Source organism: Paenibacillus sp. GCM10027626 (genome assembly GCF_042676285.1).
Classification (GTDB): domain Bacteria; phylum Bacillota; class Bacilli; order Paenibacillales; family Paenibacillaceae; genus Paenibacillus_Z.
Map to the genome: position 1 here is coordinate 1 of NZ_JBHTHC010000029.1, position 18,474 is coordinate 18,474.

Here is an 18,474-nt window from a genome sequence, read left to right on the forward strand (position 1 = left end):
TTCCCCATGCGCATAAAGGCCGATTCGTCAGCCCGGTAGCCTGAAGAAGGCTGAAGGACGATGTGAAATGTATCGTTCGAGTCTACTCGAACGCCACGTTTAGATGGAAATCTTCCTGAAATTTCAAGAAATCTTCAAAACAGATACGGGGAGCCTTAACATTTGAAATTAATCGACGCTCTCTCCAGATAGTCCAATAATAGTTTTGGTAGGGCGACCTTTACCTTTGGATGGTATAAACGTGATGGAAATGCTTGTTGGACCAACCATCCGGTCGGCTTGAAAGGGCCGCCCTTTTTTCTTTCTAATCATGCTCTCTTTTTAGGATGTTGGGCAACCCATGTATTTTCAAAAAGTGGGGATTGTACATAATACCCAGCACATTACCAAATGGGTCGATGACGGAAGCTGTGATAAATCCTGAATCTCCGCGGTGGATGAGCGGCTCGTACTCTTCCGCTCCCATGGCCTTCAAATTGTTAAGTGTGCCCTCTATATCATCAACATGCCAGTACATAATGGCACCACCGGGGCCAGCAGCTGCACGTGCAGGAGCGAAACGGCCATCGATTAGACCCAGTTCGTGTTGGAAGTCTCCAAGACGAAACTCGGCATAGGCTAGTTGACCATCTGGTCCTGAACGTTCGAAGTAAGGTGCAATGCCCAGCAGCTCCGAGTACCACGTCTTTGCCGCCTCCACATCATCCGCCCAGTAACTGATGGTTGCAAATCCTCGAAATGTTTGTTTTGTGTTCATACTCAATTTCCTCCTAAGATCATTATTAGTTGTCTTAATTACTATTATAAACGACCATCAATGACAACATTATGTCAGTGAGAAGCTCATCTATGATAAGCTATTATTCGCTGACTACTTGAGTATCACTTAGATCAGAATTATAATAAAGATATCTTCCAACATGAGGTGAAAAGGATGACAATCCGTATCGTTCGAAGTATTTAGTTTTCGGGCTGGAAAAAAACGCGTGCCAGCTATCAAGGGGGTTCTCTGCCCTTTTTGATCAACGAAAACTATAACTTGGAACGGTCTCGATTGGCATTACTCTTATATTAGAGCCAAGGGACACAGAGCTTGGATAGGGGATTAATGAATTTTTCATTGATTCTTCCTATTCAGGAATCACTGACGTGACCCTTGGCTTTTTCTATCATCTCTTTGGAGGCAAGATCACATGTTAAAAAAATGCATTGTGTTTTTCAAGTGGACCATATTGCTATATGTACTTATGGGCGTTCTGGTTCAATTTTTTAACACTTTTGGCATAAAGATATTTCAGGAATTGTTAGACAAAGTAGTTGTAGCCGATGATTTCAACGACGTCTTATCACATATCTTTTTATATGGCGCTCTGTTAGCTGGGGCGGCAATACTCAATTATCTCATCGAATACCCCCAAACCTATTTATCCGTTAGTGTATTAGAAAGGTTAAAAATCATGGCACTTTCCAAAGTGTCCAAGATAGATTATTCTGCTTATCAAAACATAGGTACAGGAGAAATGATAAAAGTCATTGAGAATGGCGCTTCAGCGGGAATGAACATCATACACTCATTCTACCTGAGAATCCTTCATGAATTGTTACCTGCCATCATTTTCAGCTTAATCTTTATAGGGCTTTATAATATGAACATCATGATAATCATTGCCGCTGGCTATGTCGTCATCTTTTGTCTCACTAATTTACTGCTCCGCATGTTGTACCGAATCAAATCATCTTTACTTGAAAGTCAGGAAAAAATGTCTAAATACTCAATCCGCGGGTTTATGGAGTTAGTTGTATTTAGACTAAACAAGAGATATGAGAAAGAAATTGAACGATTGCACAATACGGCAGGTGTTATCGTCAAGAAGAGTACGCAAATTAAAATGATTCATGAATCATTTTTCGCCATATTCGCACTGTTAGTCAATACGATTAAAGTTGCCGTTTTGATTTACGGGGTCAAAAATATTTTATCCGGCGAATCCTCAATTGGAGTCACGATCGCATTGATCATGTTTATTGATCAGGTCTACACGCCTATTGCAATATTTAATGTTCTTTATGTGGATTATAAGCTCAATCGAGTAACTTATATCCGGTTTGAAGCATTTTTGAACGCACCTGAGGATGTGAACCTGGAAACAGGAAGAGAAGTGACGGCTTTAGAGGGAAATATCGAATTTAAAGAGGTTACTTTTGATTACGGTAGTTCAAGTGTATTGAGGAATGTTTCATTTTCCATCAAGCAAGGGAGCTCGGTTGCAATAGTCGGACTAAGCGGTAGCGGAAAGTCGACGATTATTAAATTAATGCTCGGGCTTTTGAAGAAGAAGTCTGGAGATATTCTGTTTGATGGAATCGACATTGATGAGCTCAAGTTAAATAGTTTATACGATCATGTATCGTATATATCTCAAGAAGCGCCGATTTTTGATACAACAATTCGAGGAAACATTGTCTTTGATCATCAAATGTCAGACAAACGAGTTTACGACATATTGGAAAAAGTTCATTTGAAGGAAAAAGTGCTCAGTTTTCCTATTCAACTGGATACGATGGTTGGCGAAAGAGGAATGAAATTATCGGGTGGTGAGAGGCAGCGGCTAGCATTCGGCAGAATAATAGCGCAGAAAAGGAATATTGTTATACTCGACGAACCGATCTCGGCACTGGACAACATTACAGAGAAGAACATTATGGAAGGTATTTTACAGATGTTTAGTGACAAAACATTAATAATCATCGCACATAGGCTTCATTTTATCAAAGATGTAGATCAGATATTACTTGTAAGGGACGGGGAAATTGTCGATGAAGGCAACTTCGAGTATTTAATTAGAAACAGCGGGTATTTCCAAGAATTATGGAGCAAAGATATCCAGAATGAATCTGCAGTTTAATATTTAATTCCCCCATTTCGATGTGGCTTTTTCTTCGCCTGCGGTGTCTAATGGATTGTAAGGTCAAGAGGAGGTTCAACATGTCAGGAGCTCAGGACAGCAAGGCCTCTGCTTATCCGGAGAAGCAGGGGAAGGAAGATACGTTTGAAGCGATTTTCCGACAATACTATGACCGTATTTATAAATACTTTTCGTTCAAAGTTGACTTAACCGCCGCGGAAGATTTAACACAGCAAGTCTTTATGAAGGCGCTGCGCAGCATCCATGCTTTCAAGCAGGAATCCAGTGTGTTTACATGGCTTTACAAAATTGCGCAGAACACGCTGAAAAATGAATATCGTTCGCTGTCAAGAAGAATCAGAACGTCCTCTAATCTTACGGATTTCGAATCCCGTCTGATTTCCCTTGACTTTACGAAGCACGTAGAAATTCGGTTCGATATCAGCTCCGCCTTAAAAAAGTTGAGTCCGCTCGATCAGCAAATTATTTTTTTGCGCTTCTTTATGGATTGTACGTTGCTGGAAATCGCCGAGATTACGGAAATGCGGCAAAGTGCTGTAAAAAACAGATTGTACCGAACCTTGGAGAAATTGAGGAATGAGTTAAAAGAATGGGGTGAGATCACCGTTATGACAATTCAAAATATGATTTCAATTATAAGCAAAGATGAGTCGGGTGAAAGCAAGAAGGGGGCAGGTGGGAACAGCCGAAATCAGGTGCATGAGGACTTGTTTAACGAGCTAAAGGGCAGTGTCGATCAGCTGCTCGCCAAGTATAAGCATACACCGGATAAAAAAATAATTTTGGAGATTTATCCAGATCTGCCGACCTTCCACCGGGCGGTAGGAGAAGAGGATGCGCCAAACTGGTTCATGGGCACATATAGCGGCAGCACTTTGAAGATTGTTTCCCCGCTGGACCCTGGGCCGGAGCACACGTATCGATCTATTTTGAGATCGACGGTGCATCTGTTTGCGATGTGGCTCGTTCATGAGATTAATCCTGCAGCGCCGAAATGGATTCGTCAAGGAATCGGCGGATATGAGGCTGGCTTCATGACACCAAGCTATATTGAGGACTCCATCCGGGATTTGGTACTGCAGGACAGCATTCCTTTGCTGCAGGAGTTCAACAATGATTCATGGGATTTCGAGACGATGAAGGGGTTCCAGTTCTCTTATAAAATGGTCGAGTTCATTATCTCGAAATATGGCCTGGACCGATTAAATCAGATCATTCGCAATCCAGCCGATTTCCAAGGGGTGTTCCACTGCTCGGAAGCAGAGCTGCATGAGAAGTGGAGCCAATATTTAAAAAACCAGATTCAGCCTGCTTAATAGGCTTCATACCTGGGTACTGCCAACGTTTTAACGAAAAAATACGCTAAGCCGAATCTCATAGGGCTTGGCGTTTTTTTTGTTTGAATAGTAGCGCAGCCATTCAGTTTTTTTTGTTGACGCAGGAAACAAAAAAAGTTATGATATTATTGTTTCCTAGGTAAACAATAATGAGATGTCTTAAGGATGAGGAATTAATCCGGATTTTAATCGAGTGCGATCATCAAGATCATCAAGGAGGCTGAAATATGACAGTTGAAGTTAGTAAAACGGAGACTTCTCGGGTGAAAAATTGCAGGTTGGCGTATTACATTCTCTCGTGGGTGTTAATGATTTGTATCGTCATACAAGTATTTCTAGCCGGATTGGCAATGTTCGAGTATTCGGAGGCTTGGCAATGGCATAGGACATTTGTTCATATGTTTGAATATATTTCGATTATCTTATTGATCCTCGGCATCATTGGGAAGCTTTCCCGGAAGATGACCTGGGGGAGCCTTGGTTTATTTGTCCTATTCAATATTCAATATTATACGGCGCATGGCATTGCAGGGGCGCTTCATCCCGTTCTGGCCCTCGCCTTGTTTTGGGGAGCTCTTACATTGGTACGAGGTTCTTATCCATTTTTGGCTCGCCGAACGAAGCGAGAATCAGGAATGAGGTGAATACATTGAGAAAAACAAAACCTCAAAGAGATGAAAATGAAATCAACATAGGAAAAAAGCTCGTTCATTCTGACGGACGAACCGTTATTTTTGTAAAACGCGGAATGGATGAGAAGGGGGATTTTCTAATCCTTGAACATCAAATAACGCGTCCAGGGGCCCTTAATGGGCCGCACTGGCACCCGGAGTTGACGGAATCATTTTCATTGAAAGAAGGACGGATGCGCTTCCTTATAGACAAAAAGGAAATCATTCTTGAGCCGGGGGAAGAAATCACTATCTACCCAAATCAAGTGCATCAATTTTGGAATATCAGCGTGCAGCATACGGTGGTGACCCATGAGATTCGTCCACCTGGGCATCATTGGAAAATGTTTGCTCTCATTCATAAACTGGAGTGTGAGGGGAAAATGTCGGCAAAGGGAGTTCCACGAAATTTGTTGTGGCTAGGTGTTGCTTGGGAATGTATTGACGGCTACATAGTAGGACCCCCAAAATTTATACAAAAGGTATTTTTAGGGGGATTGGCAAAACTAGCGAAATCGTTAGGGTATCGGATTTGAACAGTAAGCGGTGGAGGAGCAGCTTGAAATGAACTGCTCCTTGTTACTGATCGAACTGCTTAGGAGCTCATTTCGGCGCTGTATGGCAATCGTGTAGATCCACTGTGGGAGGCCGCTTTATTCACCGATTTGATAAACTCTTCAAAGCTAATTCTACCTACAATTTCATATCCGCGCCCGCTTCCTTTCGGTTTAATGATGACGGTTCCCAGGTTTGGGATATCGCCAAGGGCTATATTTGGGGGGAAAGTATGAGCGACAATGACCGTATTTGTACCATTAGCAGGAGGAGTCTCAAAAATATTAGATAGATCCGACAAGATCTGTTGTTTTTTTTCGGTTGGATAATTTTTTACTTTTAATTTCTCTATTGAAGCTAAGACTGGAACTACAACAACGCTTTGTTTGCCAAATATGATGTCGGCTGTTTCCCTCGCTCGACAATAGGGGCTGGACATAACTGGATATTGAATGGGGATCATTTTTTTTCTGAAAATATCTCCGATTTCCCTGGCTTGCTCCCTTCCATTTTCACTTAAATTCCTCTGAGTTCTGCAACCGCTTGTCGTCATTAACAAGGGAGCTGAGCTCATGCACTTCGCTCCATTAATATCCGGTTGGACGAATCGGTTTACCATCTGCACGAACGGACCTGACGAGCTGACGGATGCTCAGCGCGAGGAACTCCAGCAGCATCAAGTACCGATATTCGATTCGCCGATCCGGTACATTGACTCGAACGACGGGATCGTGCGTCAAGTTGTTCTCGAAGACGGGACGACAATTCCATGTATAGGGATCTCTTTTAAACCGGATCTGGTTCCAGGGTCGGACTTGCCGCGAGAAATCGGATGCCACATTACGGAAGCGGGAATGGTTGTCATTGACGACTTCTGGAAAACGAACGTTCCGGGCGTCTATAGCGCCGGGGATGCGGCATCGCGAATGCATCAGGCCATTGCTGCCGCCTCGATGGGCGCATTGGCCGCCGCGGCCATGAACAATGAACTGAATGTGGAGGCTTGGAGGGGAACGGATGAACATGTCTGATTCAAACGCGACGTCGGCATCGATCGATTTGAACAATCTCAGGCACGATCCGATCATGAACGATTTTTTTAATGAAGCAATTTGGGGAAAAGCATGGAAAAACCATGGCGACACCATCGTGAACAAGATGAAAAAGGCCGGAATCGCACCGGCCAAAGCTATCATTTCAGATTATCTCCAATTCTCGCATCCTTGAAAATACATGTGTTCCCTCGCGGAATATTGTGGTCTAAGCATATATTCATTAATTCCGGGAACCTCTTTCCCCCTCAAAAGGAAAGTGCTATCCCAAGCTTCGTCCGATTTAATTTTCGTGGTAGTAGGAATGTATCGAATCGTGAGCCCGCATCGGCGGTTAGGAGAATAGTTGGCCTTAGAGCCGTGAATGATGTTCGGGTGGTGAATCGATACACCGCCGGCTTGAAGCACTACATCTACTGCTTTCGATTCATCCACATAAGCCGGATCCACTTCGTATTCCAACACATTGGCGATGTCGTCCCGTTTGTTCATTCCCTGCAAATCCATTTTGTGAGTGCCGGGTATGACGCGCAAGCATCCGTTCTCGGTTGTCGAATCGTCCACGGCTAGCCAAAGCGTAACCACTTTCATCGGTTCAAGCGGCCAAAATGCTCCGTCCTGATGCCAAAGTACAGGCTTCCCTTCAAAAGGCGGCTTACAAATATAATGAGAAGCAAATAATGCAATATCTGGTCCAATAAACTGTTCGGCAATATCAAGCAATCGGTCATCGCTAACCAAACGCAACCAGAACGGATCGTTTTTCACCAAACCCGTATGAAGTTGTTCGGGACGAAGCTCCGGATGTTTTCTCATCAACCAATCCAAATGCTCTTTGGCTTCCTTGACCAAATTATCGTCCAATACTTTCGGCAGCTTGACATAACCATCTCTCTCATATTGCTCATTCAACGATACCGTTAAGTTCATACTTTTCATCTCCTAATTTCTTTTCTATAATGATTAGAAGTACAAGAAAAGTGGTCAGCAACATGTTTGGACAAGAGTTTTTTGCGGAGAGTGTAGCGTATCTCAATTCATACTCTCTAAAATCGTCTGGGAGCGCTCTTTCGTTTCATATTCATTACTGGGGGAGCGTTTTACATTTTGACCATCCTCTTCACAAACATTCTTTCTATGAAGCCTGTTATGTCACCGGGGGCTCAGGAACCTACGTCGATAACGGCATATCCTATTCACTAAGTGAAGGGTCCATGTTTTTATCACGTCCGGGCATTTGGCATAAAATTAATGGTCAAAATGAGGTCGGAATTAGTCTGGTATATGTCGCTTTTGAACTGGAGCATTTCAAAACCTCCGGACATCTAGAACAACTGAACGAACACTTGACCAAGTGTGAGCATTTTTATATTGAGGACGCCAGAAATGTACCAGCAGGTAAATTATGGTCCTTGCTTGGTTCCCCGGCAGTTTCGCAAACCTTTATGCCGGAAGAGCTTTTTCCGGCGCTATCCTTCGGGCTTCTGGTATCCATTTTGCAGCAATTCGCAGCTTCCTATTTTTGCGAAAATACAAAACAAACCGCAACTCCTGTGGAAGTAACGTCTTTATTGCTGCACCAAGCCAAGCTGTATATTCGGGATAATTTGTCCGTTCCTATCTACTCCAAGGAATTGGCCAACTATTTGCATATTTCGGAACGCCATTTGAGTCGATTGTTTGCTAGCGAAACAGGAGTTTCCCTTTCTGATTACATTAGGAAGGAACGTGTCCGCAAAGCGATAATCTTACTGAAAACCTCAATATTATCAGTACAGGAGATCGCCGAGGAAACCGGCTTCAGCTCCGTGCATCATTTTACACGTCTGTTCAAGAAGGCTACCGGTTTGTCCCCGGGACAATATCGTAAAATCGGTTCTGGATCTCTACAGTAGGTTAAACAGCTATCCGCTGTATTTTTCTATGAGCATAAGAAGGGTTTTCAACGGAGCTGTCAGATATTTATCTCGATGGCGCACGGCAATCAAATCATTTTTCAGCAAGAGAGCTTTGACGGAAAGCGAAATCAATTTCCCCTGCGATAGCGGCTCATTTACAAGAACATCCGGCAAAATCGTGATGCCGAATCCGGCCTTGGCAGCTTCTATCAGTGCCAGGGAGTTTACGCTTGTCCATGCAGGTTGCGCGGTATATCCGGACAAATAGAGAACGCTGTCTAACGTATCGCGGATCGCACTGCCCTTTTCTCGAAGCAACAGTTTTTCAGAGCAAAACTCTTGTAGAGACAATTCCCTCTGATAAATGGGGTATTCAGGAGCGCATACAATATATAACGGATAGGAAGCAAAAGGAGTACATATAAAAGGCCCTGGGAAAGCCGCACCTTCAATCAAAGCGATGTCGGCTTTGCCGTTCCGCAATATTTCAATGGCTTTGGCCGCGCTGACCACGTCGACATTGATCGGTATATCAGGCCAATCTTTATGAAAGGATTGCAATATTTTCGGCAACCAGAATGTTGCAATTGTAATACTGGAAACAATGTGCAGGGGGGCTCGTTTTTCCAAGCAGTTGATATGTCCATCCAAAGCCTCGCACGAAGATAGAATCGGCAAAATTTCCTCCAGCAATAGCCGTCCGCTTTTTGTAAGCTGTACGCTTTTCGATAGCCGGTCAAATAATGCCGTTCCTGCCTTTTCTTCCAGTTCTCGTATTGCATGGGAAACTGCCGATTGCGTAATATATAACTTCTCTGCAGCCCTTGTAAAATTCCCCGTTTCTGCTACTGCCCTCAATATTTCAAAATGCCGAAGCGTCATCATATAGATGGTTTCCTTCTTTCTGGTATGAATAAAATTAATCATTATTACAAAATAATATCATTTTACTGATTGCTCAACAAACCCCATAATGGATAGGGTGACAAGGAGGCGATCAGATGTCAAGCCAAAGAATAAAATTATACATCTGGATTCTAGGCGTAAATCTGTTTATCAGCACATTTACATTTGGCGGCGGATATGTTGTTGTTCCGATGATTCGGAAGTATTTTGTATCAAGAAAAAAACTATTCGGCGAAGATGAACTCACCAATATGGCTGCAATCGCACAGTCTGCACCGGGAGCGATTGCAATCAACTTGTCGACTCTCGCAGGGCTTCGTGCAGCGGGGATGACGGGAGCTGTAATCAGTTGTATTGCCGGTGTTATTCCATCATTCGTCATATCAACAATCGGTCTATGTGACAGAAGCTTTGAATGGCTTGAAGTCGGCTTCGCTGGGGCTTATCATTTCCGCTGCTGCAACGATATTGCTATTGACGCTTCTTGGGTCTGCTACAATAAACGTTGCTGAAAATGTGGATTGGTTTGCCGTAACTGTATTTGCAGGCTCAATATTTGTTTTGAGAAAATGGAAGATGAACCCGATCCTTCTCATGGTTTTGGCGGGGATTCTCGGAGGTATTATTCTTCCGCTTCATATTGGATAATGCATTTGATTACTACTAGATTTACCTGGTTACATCAAGGGGAATACCTGTCTTTTTTCGTTTTGAGAAAGTTGAGTTATAATTGATAAAGAAGGAATGCTTTGATATCTACTAATGATAAGGTGGGGGGATAGGTGGAGAAACAGAAATTAAGACGTATTTTTGATAAGCAAGCAACCCAATATGAGAAAAAAAGGGAAGGCCCAATGCAAAAACGTTGGCGTCAGCATCTTTTAAGTTTTGCGAAAGGCGAGGTGCTTGAGCTTGCAGTAGGGGCAGGTGCAAATTTCCCGTTTTATCCTTCCGAAGTAAAGGTTACCGCAACTGACTTTAGTGAGGCGATGATTGAGAAAGCAAAACGAGCGGCAAAAAACCATCGTATTGAGAGTGATTTTATTTGTTCTGATATTGAAGAAATGAACTTTTCCAATCAATCGTTCGATACTATTGTTTCTACGTTATCATTTTGCAGTTATGATAATCCGTTAATGGTTTTGGATAAAATCAATCGGTGGTGTAGACCGGGCGGGCAAATCCTACTTATGGAGCACGGGATCAGCTCTAATCTTGCGGTATCGGTTGTCCAAAAATCACTTAATCCGCTTCTATATCGTATGTATGGATGTCACCATACAAGGAACATTTTAGGCCTAATCCGAGAGTCAGGTATCAAAGTCGATAAGGTGGAAAGCTACTGGCTGAACATGGTCCATCTTATTTGGGCGAAACCGAGGCAGTAACCCAACTGTTATTCACTGATGAAGAGGATACCATTTACTATTTATTCAAAAAAATTGGGGAGCTTGGTTTAAGTACGAAATCTACAAGGGCAGCCAGAACGATCAGGCTGCCTTTTCCAGGTTAACGGCAGTATTATGGAGTATATTTCTTGTTTCGATGGAACTTATTTATTTGTAAGCCTTTACAATTAAAAATTGATATGTTACTTTTATTTTAGTCATAGACTATGACTAAATGAAAGGAGAGTGAATTGATGGCTGCTTTAGATTGGTTATCCGTAATTTTGTTTTTTGTAATCATGGTTGTAATTGGCCTCTGGTCGTATAAAAAAGTTGGGGGGTCCTCTGACTTTTTCGTAGCAGGAGGGAAGCTTCCTTGGTGGCTGTCAGGTATTTCTCACCACGTATCCGGTTACAGCGGCGCAGTATTTGTAGGATATGCAGCACTTGCGTATACGCATGGATTCAGTATTTATGTGTGGTGGGCGTTAACCATTACTGCAGCAGTTATTCTCGGAGCTTATATTATGGCGCCCCGTTGGGCAAGACTCCGTCTGAATTACAATATTGAGTCTCCGACTGAGTATTTGTCTACGCGCTACAATGTGCCGACACAGCAACTCATGGCATGGTGCGGTGTGCTCCTGAAGCTGTTTGACGTTGGGGCCAAATGGGCTGCCATCGGGATTCTGTTAAATGTATTCACAGGTATTCCAATTATTTACGGTATTTTGGCTTCAGGTATTGTGTCATTGATTTATATTACAGTAGGCGGCCTTTGGGCTGATGTTTGGACAGATTTTGTGCAGTTCATTGTACAAATTATTGCCGGTTTGGTCATGTTCTTTGTTGTGATGGATTTGATGGGCGGGCCAAGCTCCTTGCTCGGCATTTGGGATAAACTTCCTGCGGAGAACGCCCAATGGTTCAGAGAGCCATACACGCTAACGTATGTCATCTTCTACTTCTTCGTTGTATTCCTAAGCTATAATGGCGGCACATGGAATCTGGCTACACGATACATATCCGCGCCCGATGGTAAAGAAGCGAAGAAGAGCGGTGTGCTGTCCGGTGTCCTCTATCTTATTTGGCCGTTGTTCTTATTCTTCCCTATGTGGGCGGCGCCGCTAATTTTGCCTGGCCTTGAAGATCCGTCTCAATCTTACGGCATGCTGGCACAGGAGCTTTTGCCAAAAGGACTGATCGGTCTTGTACTTGCAGGATTGTTCGCTGCAACGATGTCCATGACTTCATCTGATGCGAATACAATTTCTGCTGTTATTACACGTGATATATTGCCGGTTATGAGCAAGAAATACAAAGACATTACACAGAAGCAATCTTTGAAAATTGCACGTATTACTACTTTCACATTTACATTCATTACACTCATAATCGGTATTCAATCTGAGCAATTTGGCGGCGTGCTTGGTCTAATTATTTCATGGTTCGGCGCTTTGATCGGGCCGATCTCGATTCCTATGCTGCTGGGCTTGTTCCCGCAATTTAAAAATTCGGATTCGAAAGCAGCGATTTCGTCCATTTTGGCAGGTTTGCTGGTGTTTGTATTAACGAAGTACGTGATTACTTTGCCGTTGTCTCTGTCTATCGGAGCGCCTGTTCTAGTATCCGGCATTGTGTTTATCGGCATGGGACTTATTAACCGCAGCAAGCCTGTTCCTCAAGAAGTAGAAACGCTTATCCAAGCAGTTTCTGCAAAAGAAGCAAAGTAAGGAAGTGGAAGGATGAATAAGGATCAACTCGTTTCTTTTTACAGACAGGAGTTGAATGAACATTTTATCCCCTATTGGGAAGATAAAATAGACATGGAGTATGGCGGCGTTTTTTCCTGTATTAGCAATACACAGGATGAAGTTGTCAGTACCCGTAAATATATATGGTCTCAAGGCCGCTTTTTATGGATGGCTGCGCGTTTATTGCAGACAGCAGACCGATATGGTCTTCAGACAGGCGAGAAATGGCGTGAAGGTCTGGAAAAAACGTATCAGTTGTTACGTTCGCATGCAAAGATGGACAACGGACATATCGTGAATGCGGTTGAGAGGAACGGCGCAAAAATTGAAGAGGAGCTGGATGTGAGTATATTCGCAGATTGCTTCTACATTCTTGGAATGAATGCATACGCCGAATATAACAATTCCTGGGAGGCTTTCGATGAAGCGCTTGCTGTATATCAGCTTGTTGCAGAAAGAATAGAGAAGTGGGATTTCAAATCCGATCCTTATCCGATACCGGAGGGTTTCGAATCACACTCTATTCCGATGATATTGATTAATGTTGCCGAAGAACTGTATCAAGCCTCCAAGCTCTTCGGCAATACGGAGGCAGAGCGGTTAACGAAGAATATTAAGCAATATTTCACGAAGATTGTGCTTGAGCATGCTCAAGGAGAAAGAATTGTTGAAATGCTGCCGGCGGATGAAAAACTACAGTCTGCTTTAATTGCGCGCCATGTCAATCCTGGCCATACGCTTGAATGCATTTGGTTCTTGAAGGATTCCCTTCATCATTTTGAGCCTGTGGAAGCGAAAAAGTATAGTTCTGTCCTGGAACAGTTAGCAATGGCTGCTCTGGAACAGGGCTGGGATAAGGAATACGGCGGTCTGCTCCGCTTTGTTGACTGTGAAGGAGGAAAGCCTTCCGGCACTTTAATCGGAACGCCGCTTGAGCAATTAATACAGGACACTTGGGATACGAAGCTATGGTGGCCTCATTCCGAAGCGTTGTACACAACACTGATGTTCACGCTGGAAGAGGGTGAGCGGAAGGAGACCTTTGCAGGCTGGTACAATACTCTGCACGAGTATGTCTTCTCCGTTTTTCCCGCTGCAAGCGGCATGGAATGGACACAAATCCGCAATAGGCAAGGCGACCCGTTGTCCAAGGTAGTAGCTCTGCCGGTAAAGGACCCGTTCCATATTATCCGTAATTTTCTGTTGACGTTAAGATTATTGGCCGGAGACACAGTATGGAGAGTATACTGAAGGGAGATGAAACTTAATAGACAGGAGTATTAAGGATAATGGTTAAAGGAACTGCAGTATTAAGGGAACGCAATAAGCGGGCGCTCTTATCTAATATTCGGCAATTAAGAGAAACATCGCGGCAAGAGCTGGTCAAATTAATGAATGTAAGCAAGAACACAGTATCTTTAATTGTGGATGATCTGATTAAAGAGCAGATTATTATGGAGCAAGGGGTGAATGAGCCTGATCAAAAAGGCAGACCCCGTATAAGAATCGCATTTCATCCTGAAGGCTACCGCGCAATCGGCTTTACGATTAACCAATATGAAATCCAATACCAGATCATTAATTATTACGGCGATGTGCTTGAATCTCATCATGTTGTAACCGAAAATCTACCAGCCGCGGAAGTTGTCAATCAAGTGGATGAGATCATCGAAAGGCTGCTTGCCAAATACGCTAAAATAATCGGAATCGGCATAGCAGTGCCGGGGATTATTGATACTAATAATTTGAAGGTGCTTACCTCTATTTCGATGCAGTGGAAGGACGTTTCCTTTAAGCAGTTGGCGCGATTTTCTGTGCCTATTCATGTGCAGAACAGCGTAAATATGGGAGCGCTTGACGTGATGAACCGGAATAAGCTTATAGGCGGCCAAGGCGTTTTCTATGTCCGGATCGGCAACGGTGTCGGCGGAGCCTATACGTTCAAAGGACAACTTGTTCACGGAGCGAGCTGGACTGCAGGAGAGATTGGGCACTTGTCGATTGATCCGTCGAAGGAGCAATGCCGTTGCGGCCAACATGGCTGCTTGGAAATGCTGGTTAAGCATCGGACTATGAAAGAACAGATGCTTAAATTGAATGAGCCGATTGTTTCTAGAAGTGAAACCTTGCTGTTCTCAAAAGAACAATTTGAGAATGAAGCCGTTCAACACATAATGAAGCAAGCTGGAGAGTATTTGGGAAAAGCGCTTGTCCAGGTTATTCATCTTATTAATCCGGAATATATAGTAATCGACAGTTCGTATAACCGTTTCAGTCAATTTATCAGCAGCTGTGAGCAAACTATTGCAAGCAATGCTCTATCTTCGACACTCGGGGCAGCTTCAATATTGTTTGAAGAGGAAAGAAGCAATTTGTGCAGAGGTGCAGCCCTATTCTCCATTTATCATTTTGAACAGGCCTATGATCATTTGTAGGCAGCAGGAAGAGATTGCGTATCTGTGTATACATAGGTACAAACAGCGTCTCCTTTGTGCGGTACAGTGCATGGTTTGAATCTCCATGCCCGGCCCGGCGGAGGAGACGTTTTTGTCTCTTCATTGAGCAACATGAATTTGGTACTAATAGAACCGTTCTAATCATATTCTTATGAAAGAAAACAATAAGAAGGAGTGTAGTTAGTTGAAAAAAGTTAAGGTTAGCTTACGGCCCATTGTAAGTAAGTTAAATATGCCCACTGTTTTGAAAACAACTATACTTCCGGGTGACTCAATTGAAAGATTATTTATTGCAACCCAGGTAGGAGAGATCTTTTACATAGGAAACGGAGTTATAAGGACTTTTTTAGATATTCGCCCGCAAATCTTAAAATTAGGTGTTTCTAGCGGAGGATATGATGAACGGGGATTGATAGGGCTAGCTTTTCATCCCGAATTTTATTATAACGGTCTGTTTTATCTTCATTATTCAGTAGCTGGAACGCAAGGTCCAGGTGCTCTTTCAGGTGCTTTTGAATCTTTTAAGCCTAACCCGTGTGATCCCAAAACCTTAAACCTAAGGTGGATGAATAGAGAAACTCACTATGATCATATTGATACAGTTGAAGAATGGATTTTACAATCGAATGGCGGGCCGCAAAAAAGACGGACATTACTTAACTTAAGAAGACCATTTTTAAATCATAATGGTGTCAATAGCTTAAACTTTTCACCTGAAACAGGAAAACTTGTTTTAACAACCGGAGATGGCGGATCAGGCTATGATCCATTTAACTTAAGCCAGGATGATATGGAGATCGCTGGTAAAATAATTGAAATTGATGTTGTTAAGAATACATTTAACTATAATCCACCCGTAGTCACACGTTTTAATGAACTTCCCGCACCTATTCAGGAATCGCTTACGGTCATTGCCAAAGGGGTTCGCAATATACCAGGCATTTCATTTCAAAGGTTTAATAATCAGTTTATCAAATATGTAGGAAATGTGGGACAAGATTTGGTAGAGTCGATTTTTTCATTCGTTCATTATAAACCAATACCGGTTACTCACCTTAATCAAGCTTTTATAATGAATTCTGAACCTGAGCAAGAAGGATTTATTAACCTTGGCTGGCGAGGGTGGGAAGGCGCTTTTCCTACTTCGATTATAAGGGGCTGCTCTGCAAATCCGACTTTGGATGAGAAAACAAATGCTTATTACAATGAAGCAATAAAAACTTCAGTGAGGCGTCTTCCGCCTTTAATTAGTTATTTTCATAAAGATCCCCGACCCGATAAGTTTGGAGCAACTGCACTTACCGGAGTTCAGCCTTATATGGGGAATGGAATCCCCGATTTAACGGGAAGCGTTGTGTTTACCGATCTTGCCCGGAATACAGAATCTCAGACTCCGGTTAGAGGGGTGTTAGCTTATACCAGGGTAAGAACAGATTGTAAACTAAATGATTTTAGTGTTATTGAAACCGATTATAATTTTGGATCTCAATCAGCATATTATGTTAGTTTGGGAACGAATCTGGATCAAACCAGACTATATCTAGGGGTTTATGGTTCTATGAAAGTGACTGATATTAACCAAGGTACCGTTTTTGAAATTGTTCCATAATTCATGATATAGGGATGAAGTGATAACACGGTTTATGTTCGAAACAGGGGCGGCGCGGATCAAATAATCCCATTGACACATTTCAAGGGCGCTTGCTTCGTATTTTCATTCATTTCTAAAAGCCAAAGCTCCGGAGACAGTAACACATAAACAGGTGTGAACGATAACTGCCGCGCAACCGGGAAGAGAACGAACGGATAGAATGCTTCAACTTAAGGGTACGACAGCAAAATAAAAACAGCGGTAGTCTAAGGCTTTATTTTTCAAGTCCTAGTCCGCCGCTGTTTTATTCTTAGGCCCAGTTAATACTTAAATAAGTAAGCGATAAGGATCACACTCAGCTGTCTTTTGCTGTAATGTCACAAAAGTATCGTCTTTATTGTCTTCTATCATGTGAGGATGGTCTTTTCTCACCTGATACATCAAGACAAATTCCTTCACCATCTAGTATTGCTGTTCTGGCCTGAATATGAGAAGCTAGCATTTGAAACTCTGGAAATGCTCGAGTAAGGTTCATCCCTCCACGACTAAAGACTTCGATTCGATCATCCTCTTTATGCAAAAAAATTCTCCAACCATCATACTTTACCTCATACAATTTGGATGGATCCTCAAGATCTAAAAGCACATTCTTATGGCTGCTAAGAAGCATCGGCTGGATCGGTTTAAATAACATACTTCATCACTCCTTATTCTATTGTGATGCAATTGAGGGCAAATAGCATTAGGTAATCATTGGATTGATTTGCTGGGCTGGGAAATAAAAAAATGTCTGTGTCATTGAAGTTTTTATCTAAGAGAAAGGGGTAAATCGACTTAGAAATTAGATGCTCTTAAATTAGAAGTTGAAGTCACTTCGCTATATTTTTGCATATTAAACCTTGACCTTATTGCTTCCCCCATAATTCGACATCAATCTCTTACAATATTCACTATTTTTGATTCTCTTGATGCATATTTTTGGAAACTATAGATAGTGTATACTGTAGAGGAAATGCTGCTCAGCATTTGTTAGTAGTAAGGATTTCAGCTATATTTTAACTGTTCTCTGTCGCCTGTCATAAAGCTAGATCAAAAACAAACAAAGCTTCTGTTGAGGAGGAGGATTCTTCTTGCTTAAACGAATTTGTTTGACTCTATCTATGCTGCTTGCTGCAATCACATTACTGGTTCCAGTAAATTCTTTCGCTGCTGATACGTAGTATCCAGGGACAACCGTCAAAGTCCAGGCTGGTGATGTACTATACAGTTCGAAAGGCTGGAGTACGGGTTTTGTGGGACATGTGGGCATTGTCGGAACAGACGGTAAAGTATACCACTCTACACCAGCTAAGCTAATGGTGCAACTGCTGATTCTCTGACAACGCAGAACGGGTTTGCATGACGGCTCCGGAGCAGTTGATTGGCGAGCTGCAGCAAAGCACCATCAAGGGAACGAGGCTGCTTTCTAGTATCGGGGAAGGAATACCGGAAAAGACGCTTGGCGGGGTAATGTCAGAGCTGCGTTCTAAGCTGTTGACGTTGGCATCGGACGAAGGCATAGCAAAGGCAACAAGTCGAAGCGATTTTACGCCGGCTACACTGGAACAAGGTGCTACGGTCTATTTGAGAATCGCTGAGCATCTTCTGACGCAATACAAAGAACTTTGGGCAGTCATATTGAATCAGATGATTCGGCACCTCACCAAACGGCCGGAAAAGGCTTCTCCAGCTGTCCTCGTGCTTCCGGATGGTTGCCCCCGCGGCTTGGGGAAATCCCAGCCCTTACGGACGCGCTGGCGACGCTGAGAAGCCGAAATGTGCATATCCTCTCCATTGTGCAGTCGATGGCGCAGCTTGATATGCTGTACGGTTCGGATCGCCGATTGTATTTTTTTTGATTATATGGTACACTGTAACAATTAAATCGAAAAGGAGGAAT

General features: G+C 42.9%; 18 protein-coding genes and 2 pseudogenes. 15 read left to right on the top strand and 5 right to left on the bottom strand.

Translation table 11 applies throughout. From position 1 onward, the window contains the following. Nucleotides 1–304: 304 nt before the first annotated feature. Nucleotides 305–757 carry a VOC family protein gene (locus tag ACFQ0N_RS33705; protein WP_379334507.1) on the bottom strand — a complete coding sequence of 151 codons (453 nt, stop codon included), beginning with the start codon at nt 755–757 and terminating at the stop codon, nt 305–307. A 436-nt stretch (nt 758–1,193) separates the two neighbouring features. Between ACFQ0N_RS33705 and ACFQ0N_RS33710 the strand changes: the two genes are divergently transcribed. From ACFQ0N_RS33710 to ACFQ0N_RS33725, 4 genes are all read left to right on the top strand, one after another. Further along, nucleotides 1,194–2,906, top strand: coding sequence for an ABC transporter ATP-binding protein (locus ACFQ0N_RS33710; protein WP_379334508.1), 1,713 nt, complete (start codon nt 1,194–1,196; stop codon nt 2,904–2,906). An 80-nt stretch (nt 2,907–2,986) separates the two neighbouring features. After that, on the top strand, nt 2,987–4,243 hold the full coding sequence (locus ACFQ0N_RS33715; RefSeq protein WP_379334509.1) for an RNA polymerase sigma factor: 1,257 nt from the start codon (nt 2,987–2,989) through the stop codon (nt 4,241–4,243). Nucleotides 4,244–4,491: 248 nt separating this feature from the next. After that, nucleotides 4,492–4,908, top strand: coding sequence for a DUF6220 domain-containing protein (locus ACFQ0N_RS33720; RefSeq protein WP_379334510.1), 417 nt, complete (start codon nt 4,492–4,494; stop codon nt 4,906–4,908). A gap of 5 nt (nt 4,909–4,913) precedes the next feature. Further along, entirely contained in the window at nt 4,914–5,471 is a 558-nt protein-coding gene (locus ACFQ0N_RS33725) for a cupin domain-containing protein (protein ID WP_379334511.1), read from the top strand. 59 nt (nt 5,472–5,530) lie between these two features. Here the strand turns inward: ACFQ0N_RS33725 and ACFQ0N_RS33730 are convergent, their stop codons facing one another. After that, nucleotides 5,531–6,064, bottom strand: a complete 534-nt coding sequence (locus ACFQ0N_RS33730) for a histidine phosphatase family protein (protein ID WP_379334512.1) — start codon at nt 6,062–6,064, stop codon at nt 5,531–5,533. Here ACFQ0N_RS33730 and ACFQ0N_RS33735 point away from each other — a divergent pair. After that, nucleotides 6,027–6,521, top strand: a pseudogene (locus tag ACFQ0N_RS33735) (FAD-dependent oxidoreductase); the annotation flags it as partial. The gene ACFQ0N_RS33730 and the pseudogene ACFQ0N_RS33735 sit on opposite strands and share 38 nt — an antisense overlap. Further along, nucleotides 6,514–6,717, top strand: a complete 204-nt coding sequence (locus tag ACFQ0N_RS33740) for a hypothetical protein (protein WP_379334513.1) — start codon at nt 6,514–6,516, stop codon at nt 6,715–6,717. The pseudogene ACFQ0N_RS33735 and the gene ACFQ0N_RS33740, both read left to right, overlap by 8 nt. On the opposite strand, the gene ACFQ0N_RS33745 is transcribed toward ACFQ0N_RS33740, so the two are convergent. Further along, nucleotides 6,693–7,472, bottom strand: a complete 780-nt coding sequence (locus tag ACFQ0N_RS33745; protein WP_379334514.1) for a phytanoyl-CoA dioxygenase family protein — start codon at nt 7,470–7,472, stop codon at nt 6,693–6,695. The genes ACFQ0N_RS33740 and ACFQ0N_RS33745 overlap by 25 nt on opposite strands. A gap of 62 nt (nt 7,473–7,534) precedes the next feature. On the opposite strand from ACFQ0N_RS33745, the gene ACFQ0N_RS33750 reads away from it, so the two are divergent. Next, nucleotides 7,535–8,437: a helix-turn-helix domain-containing protein gene (locus ACFQ0N_RS33750; protein WP_379334515.1), complete on the top strand. Its 903-nt coding sequence runs from the start codon at nt 7,535–7,537 to the stop codon at nt 8,435–8,437. A gap of 9 nt (nt 8,438–8,446) precedes the next feature. Here the strand turns inward: ACFQ0N_RS33750 and ACFQ0N_RS33755 are convergent, their stop codons facing one another. Beyond that, a complete protein-coding gene (locus ACFQ0N_RS33755; RefSeq protein ID WP_379334516.1) occupies nt 8,447–9,367 on the bottom strand; it encodes a LysR family transcriptional regulator in 921 nt (306 codons plus the stop codon). 170 nt (nt 9,368–9,537) lie between these two features. Here ACFQ0N_RS33755 and ACFQ0N_RS33760 point away from each other — a divergent pair. The 6 genes and pseudogenes from ACFQ0N_RS33760 to ACFQ0N_RS33785 all read left to right on the top strand — a co-directional run bounded on the left by ACFQ0N_RS33760 (nt 9,538) and on the right by ACFQ0N_RS33785 (nt 16,553). Beyond that, nucleotides 9,538–9,994, top strand: a pseudogene (locus ACFQ0N_RS33760) (chromate transporter). Nucleotides 9,995–10,128: 134 nt separating this feature from the next. After that, complete coding sequence (locus ACFQ0N_RS33765) at nt 10,129–10,734, top strand: class I SAM-dependent methyltransferase (protein WP_379334517.1); 606 nt, start codon at nt 10,129–10,131, stop codon at nt 10,732–10,734. Between the two features lie 254 nt (nt 10,735–10,988). Then, nucleotides 10,989–12,467: a sodium:solute symporter family protein gene (locus ACFQ0N_RS33770; protein WP_379334518.1), complete on the top strand. Its 1,479-nt coding sequence runs from the start codon at nt 10,989–10,991 to the stop codon at nt 12,465–12,467. 12 nt (nt 12,468–12,479) lie between these two features. Beyond that, entirely contained in the window at nt 12,480–13,739 is a 1,260-nt protein-coding gene (locus tag ACFQ0N_RS33775) for an AGE family epimerase/isomerase (RefSeq protein WP_379334519.1), read from the top strand. Nucleotides 13,740–13,777: 38 nt separating this feature from the next. Then, nucleotides 13,778–14,923, top strand: a complete 1,146-nt coding sequence (locus ACFQ0N_RS33780; protein WP_379334520.1) for an ROK family protein — start codon at nt 13,778–13,780, stop codon at nt 14,921–14,923. 205 nt (nt 14,924–15,128) lie between these two features. Beyond that, complete coding sequence (locus ACFQ0N_RS33785; protein WP_379334521.1) at nt 15,129–16,553, top strand: PQQ-dependent sugar dehydrogenase; 1,425 nt, start codon at nt 15,129–15,131, stop codon at nt 16,551–16,553. Nucleotides 16,554–16,929: 376 nt separating this feature from the next. Here the strand turns inward: ACFQ0N_RS33785 and ACFQ0N_RS33790 are convergent, their stop codons facing one another. Then, a complete protein-coding gene (locus ACFQ0N_RS33790; RefSeq protein ID WP_379334522.1) occupies nt 16,930–17,229 on the bottom strand; it encodes an ATP-dependent DNA ligase in 300 nt (99 codons plus the stop codon). Between the two features lie 704 nt (nt 17,230–17,933). On the opposite strand from ACFQ0N_RS33790, the gene ACFQ0N_RS33795 reads away from it, so the two are divergent. Together ACFQ0N_RS33795 and ACFQ0N_RS33800 are read left to right on the top strand one after the other, a co-directional pair. Continuing rightward, nucleotides 17,934–18,341 carry a type IV secretory system conjugative DNA transfer family protein gene (locus ACFQ0N_RS33795; RefSeq protein WP_379334591.1) on the top strand — a complete coding sequence of 136 codons (408 nt, stop codon included), beginning with the start codon at nt 17,934–17,936 and terminating at the stop codon, nt 18,339–18,341. An 11-nt stretch (nt 18,342–18,352) separates the two neighbouring features. Beyond that, entirely contained in the window at nt 18,353–18,433 is an 81-nt protein-coding gene (locus tag ACFQ0N_RS33800; RefSeq protein WP_379334585.1) for a hypothetical protein, read from the top strand. Nucleotides 18,434–18,474: the final 41 nt, after the last annotated feature.

What these genes read in the sequence shown, in the direction of transcription:
- ACFQ0N_RS33780 (WP_379334520.1), top strand. Translation starts at nt 13,778, where the DNA reads ATGGTTAAAGGAACTGCAGTATTAAGGGAACGCAATAAGCGGGCGCTC.
- ACFQ0N_RS33730 (WP_379334512.1), bottom strand. Translation starts at nt 6,064, where the DNA reads ATGAGCTCAGCTCCCTTGTTAATGACGACAAGCGGTTGCAGAACTCAG.
- ACFQ0N_RS33770 (WP_379334518.1), top strand. Translation starts at nt 10,989, where the DNA reads ATGGCTGCTTTAGATTGGTTATCCGTAATTTTGTTTTTTGTAATCATG.
- ACFQ0N_RS33710 (WP_379334508.1), top strand. Translation starts at nt 1,194, where the DNA reads ATGTTAAAAAAATGCATTGTGTTTTTCAAGTGGACCATATTGCTATAT.
- ACFQ0N_RS33755 (WP_379334516.1), bottom strand. Translation starts at nt 9,367, where the DNA reads ATGATTAATTTTATTCATACCAGAAAGAAGGAAACCATCTATATGATG.
- ACFQ0N_RS33720 (WP_379334510.1), top strand. Translation starts at nt 4,492, where the DNA reads ATGACAGTTGAAGTTAGTAAAACGGAGACTTCTCGGGTGAAAAATTGC.
- ACFQ0N_RS33795 (WP_379334591.1), top strand. Translation starts at nt 17,934, where the DNA reads ATGACGGCTCCGGAGCAGTTGATTGGCGAGCTGCAGCAAAGCACCATC.
- ACFQ0N_RS33705 (WP_379334507.1), bottom strand. Translation starts at nt 757, where the DNA reads ATGAACACAAAACAAACATTTCGAGGATTTGCAACCATCAGTTACTGG.
- ACFQ0N_RS33740 (WP_379334513.1), top strand. Translation starts at nt 6,514, where the DNA reads ATGTCTGATTCAAACGCGACGTCGGCATCGATCGATTTGAACAATCTC.
- ACFQ0N_RS33775 (WP_379334519.1), top strand. Translation starts at nt 12,480, where the DNA reads ATGAATAAGGATCAACTCGTTTCTTTTTACAGACAGGAGTTGAATGAA.
- ACFQ0N_RS33745 (WP_379334514.1), bottom strand. Translation starts at nt 7,472, where the DNA reads ATGAACTTAACGGTATCGTTGAATGAGCAATATGAGAGAGATGGTTAT.
- ACFQ0N_RS33790 (WP_379334522.1), bottom strand. Translation starts at nt 17,229, where the DNA reads ATGTTATTTAAACCGATCCAGCCGATGCTTCTTAGCAGCCATAAGAAT.
- ACFQ0N_RS33715 (WP_379334509.1), top strand. Translation starts at nt 2,987, where the DNA reads ATGTCAGGAGCTCAGGACAGCAAGGCCTCTGCTTATCCGGAGAAGCAG.
- ACFQ0N_RS33750 (WP_379334515.1), top strand. Translation starts at nt 7,535, where the DNA reads ATGTTTGGACAAGAGTTTTTTGCGGAGAGTGTAGCGTATCTCAATTCA.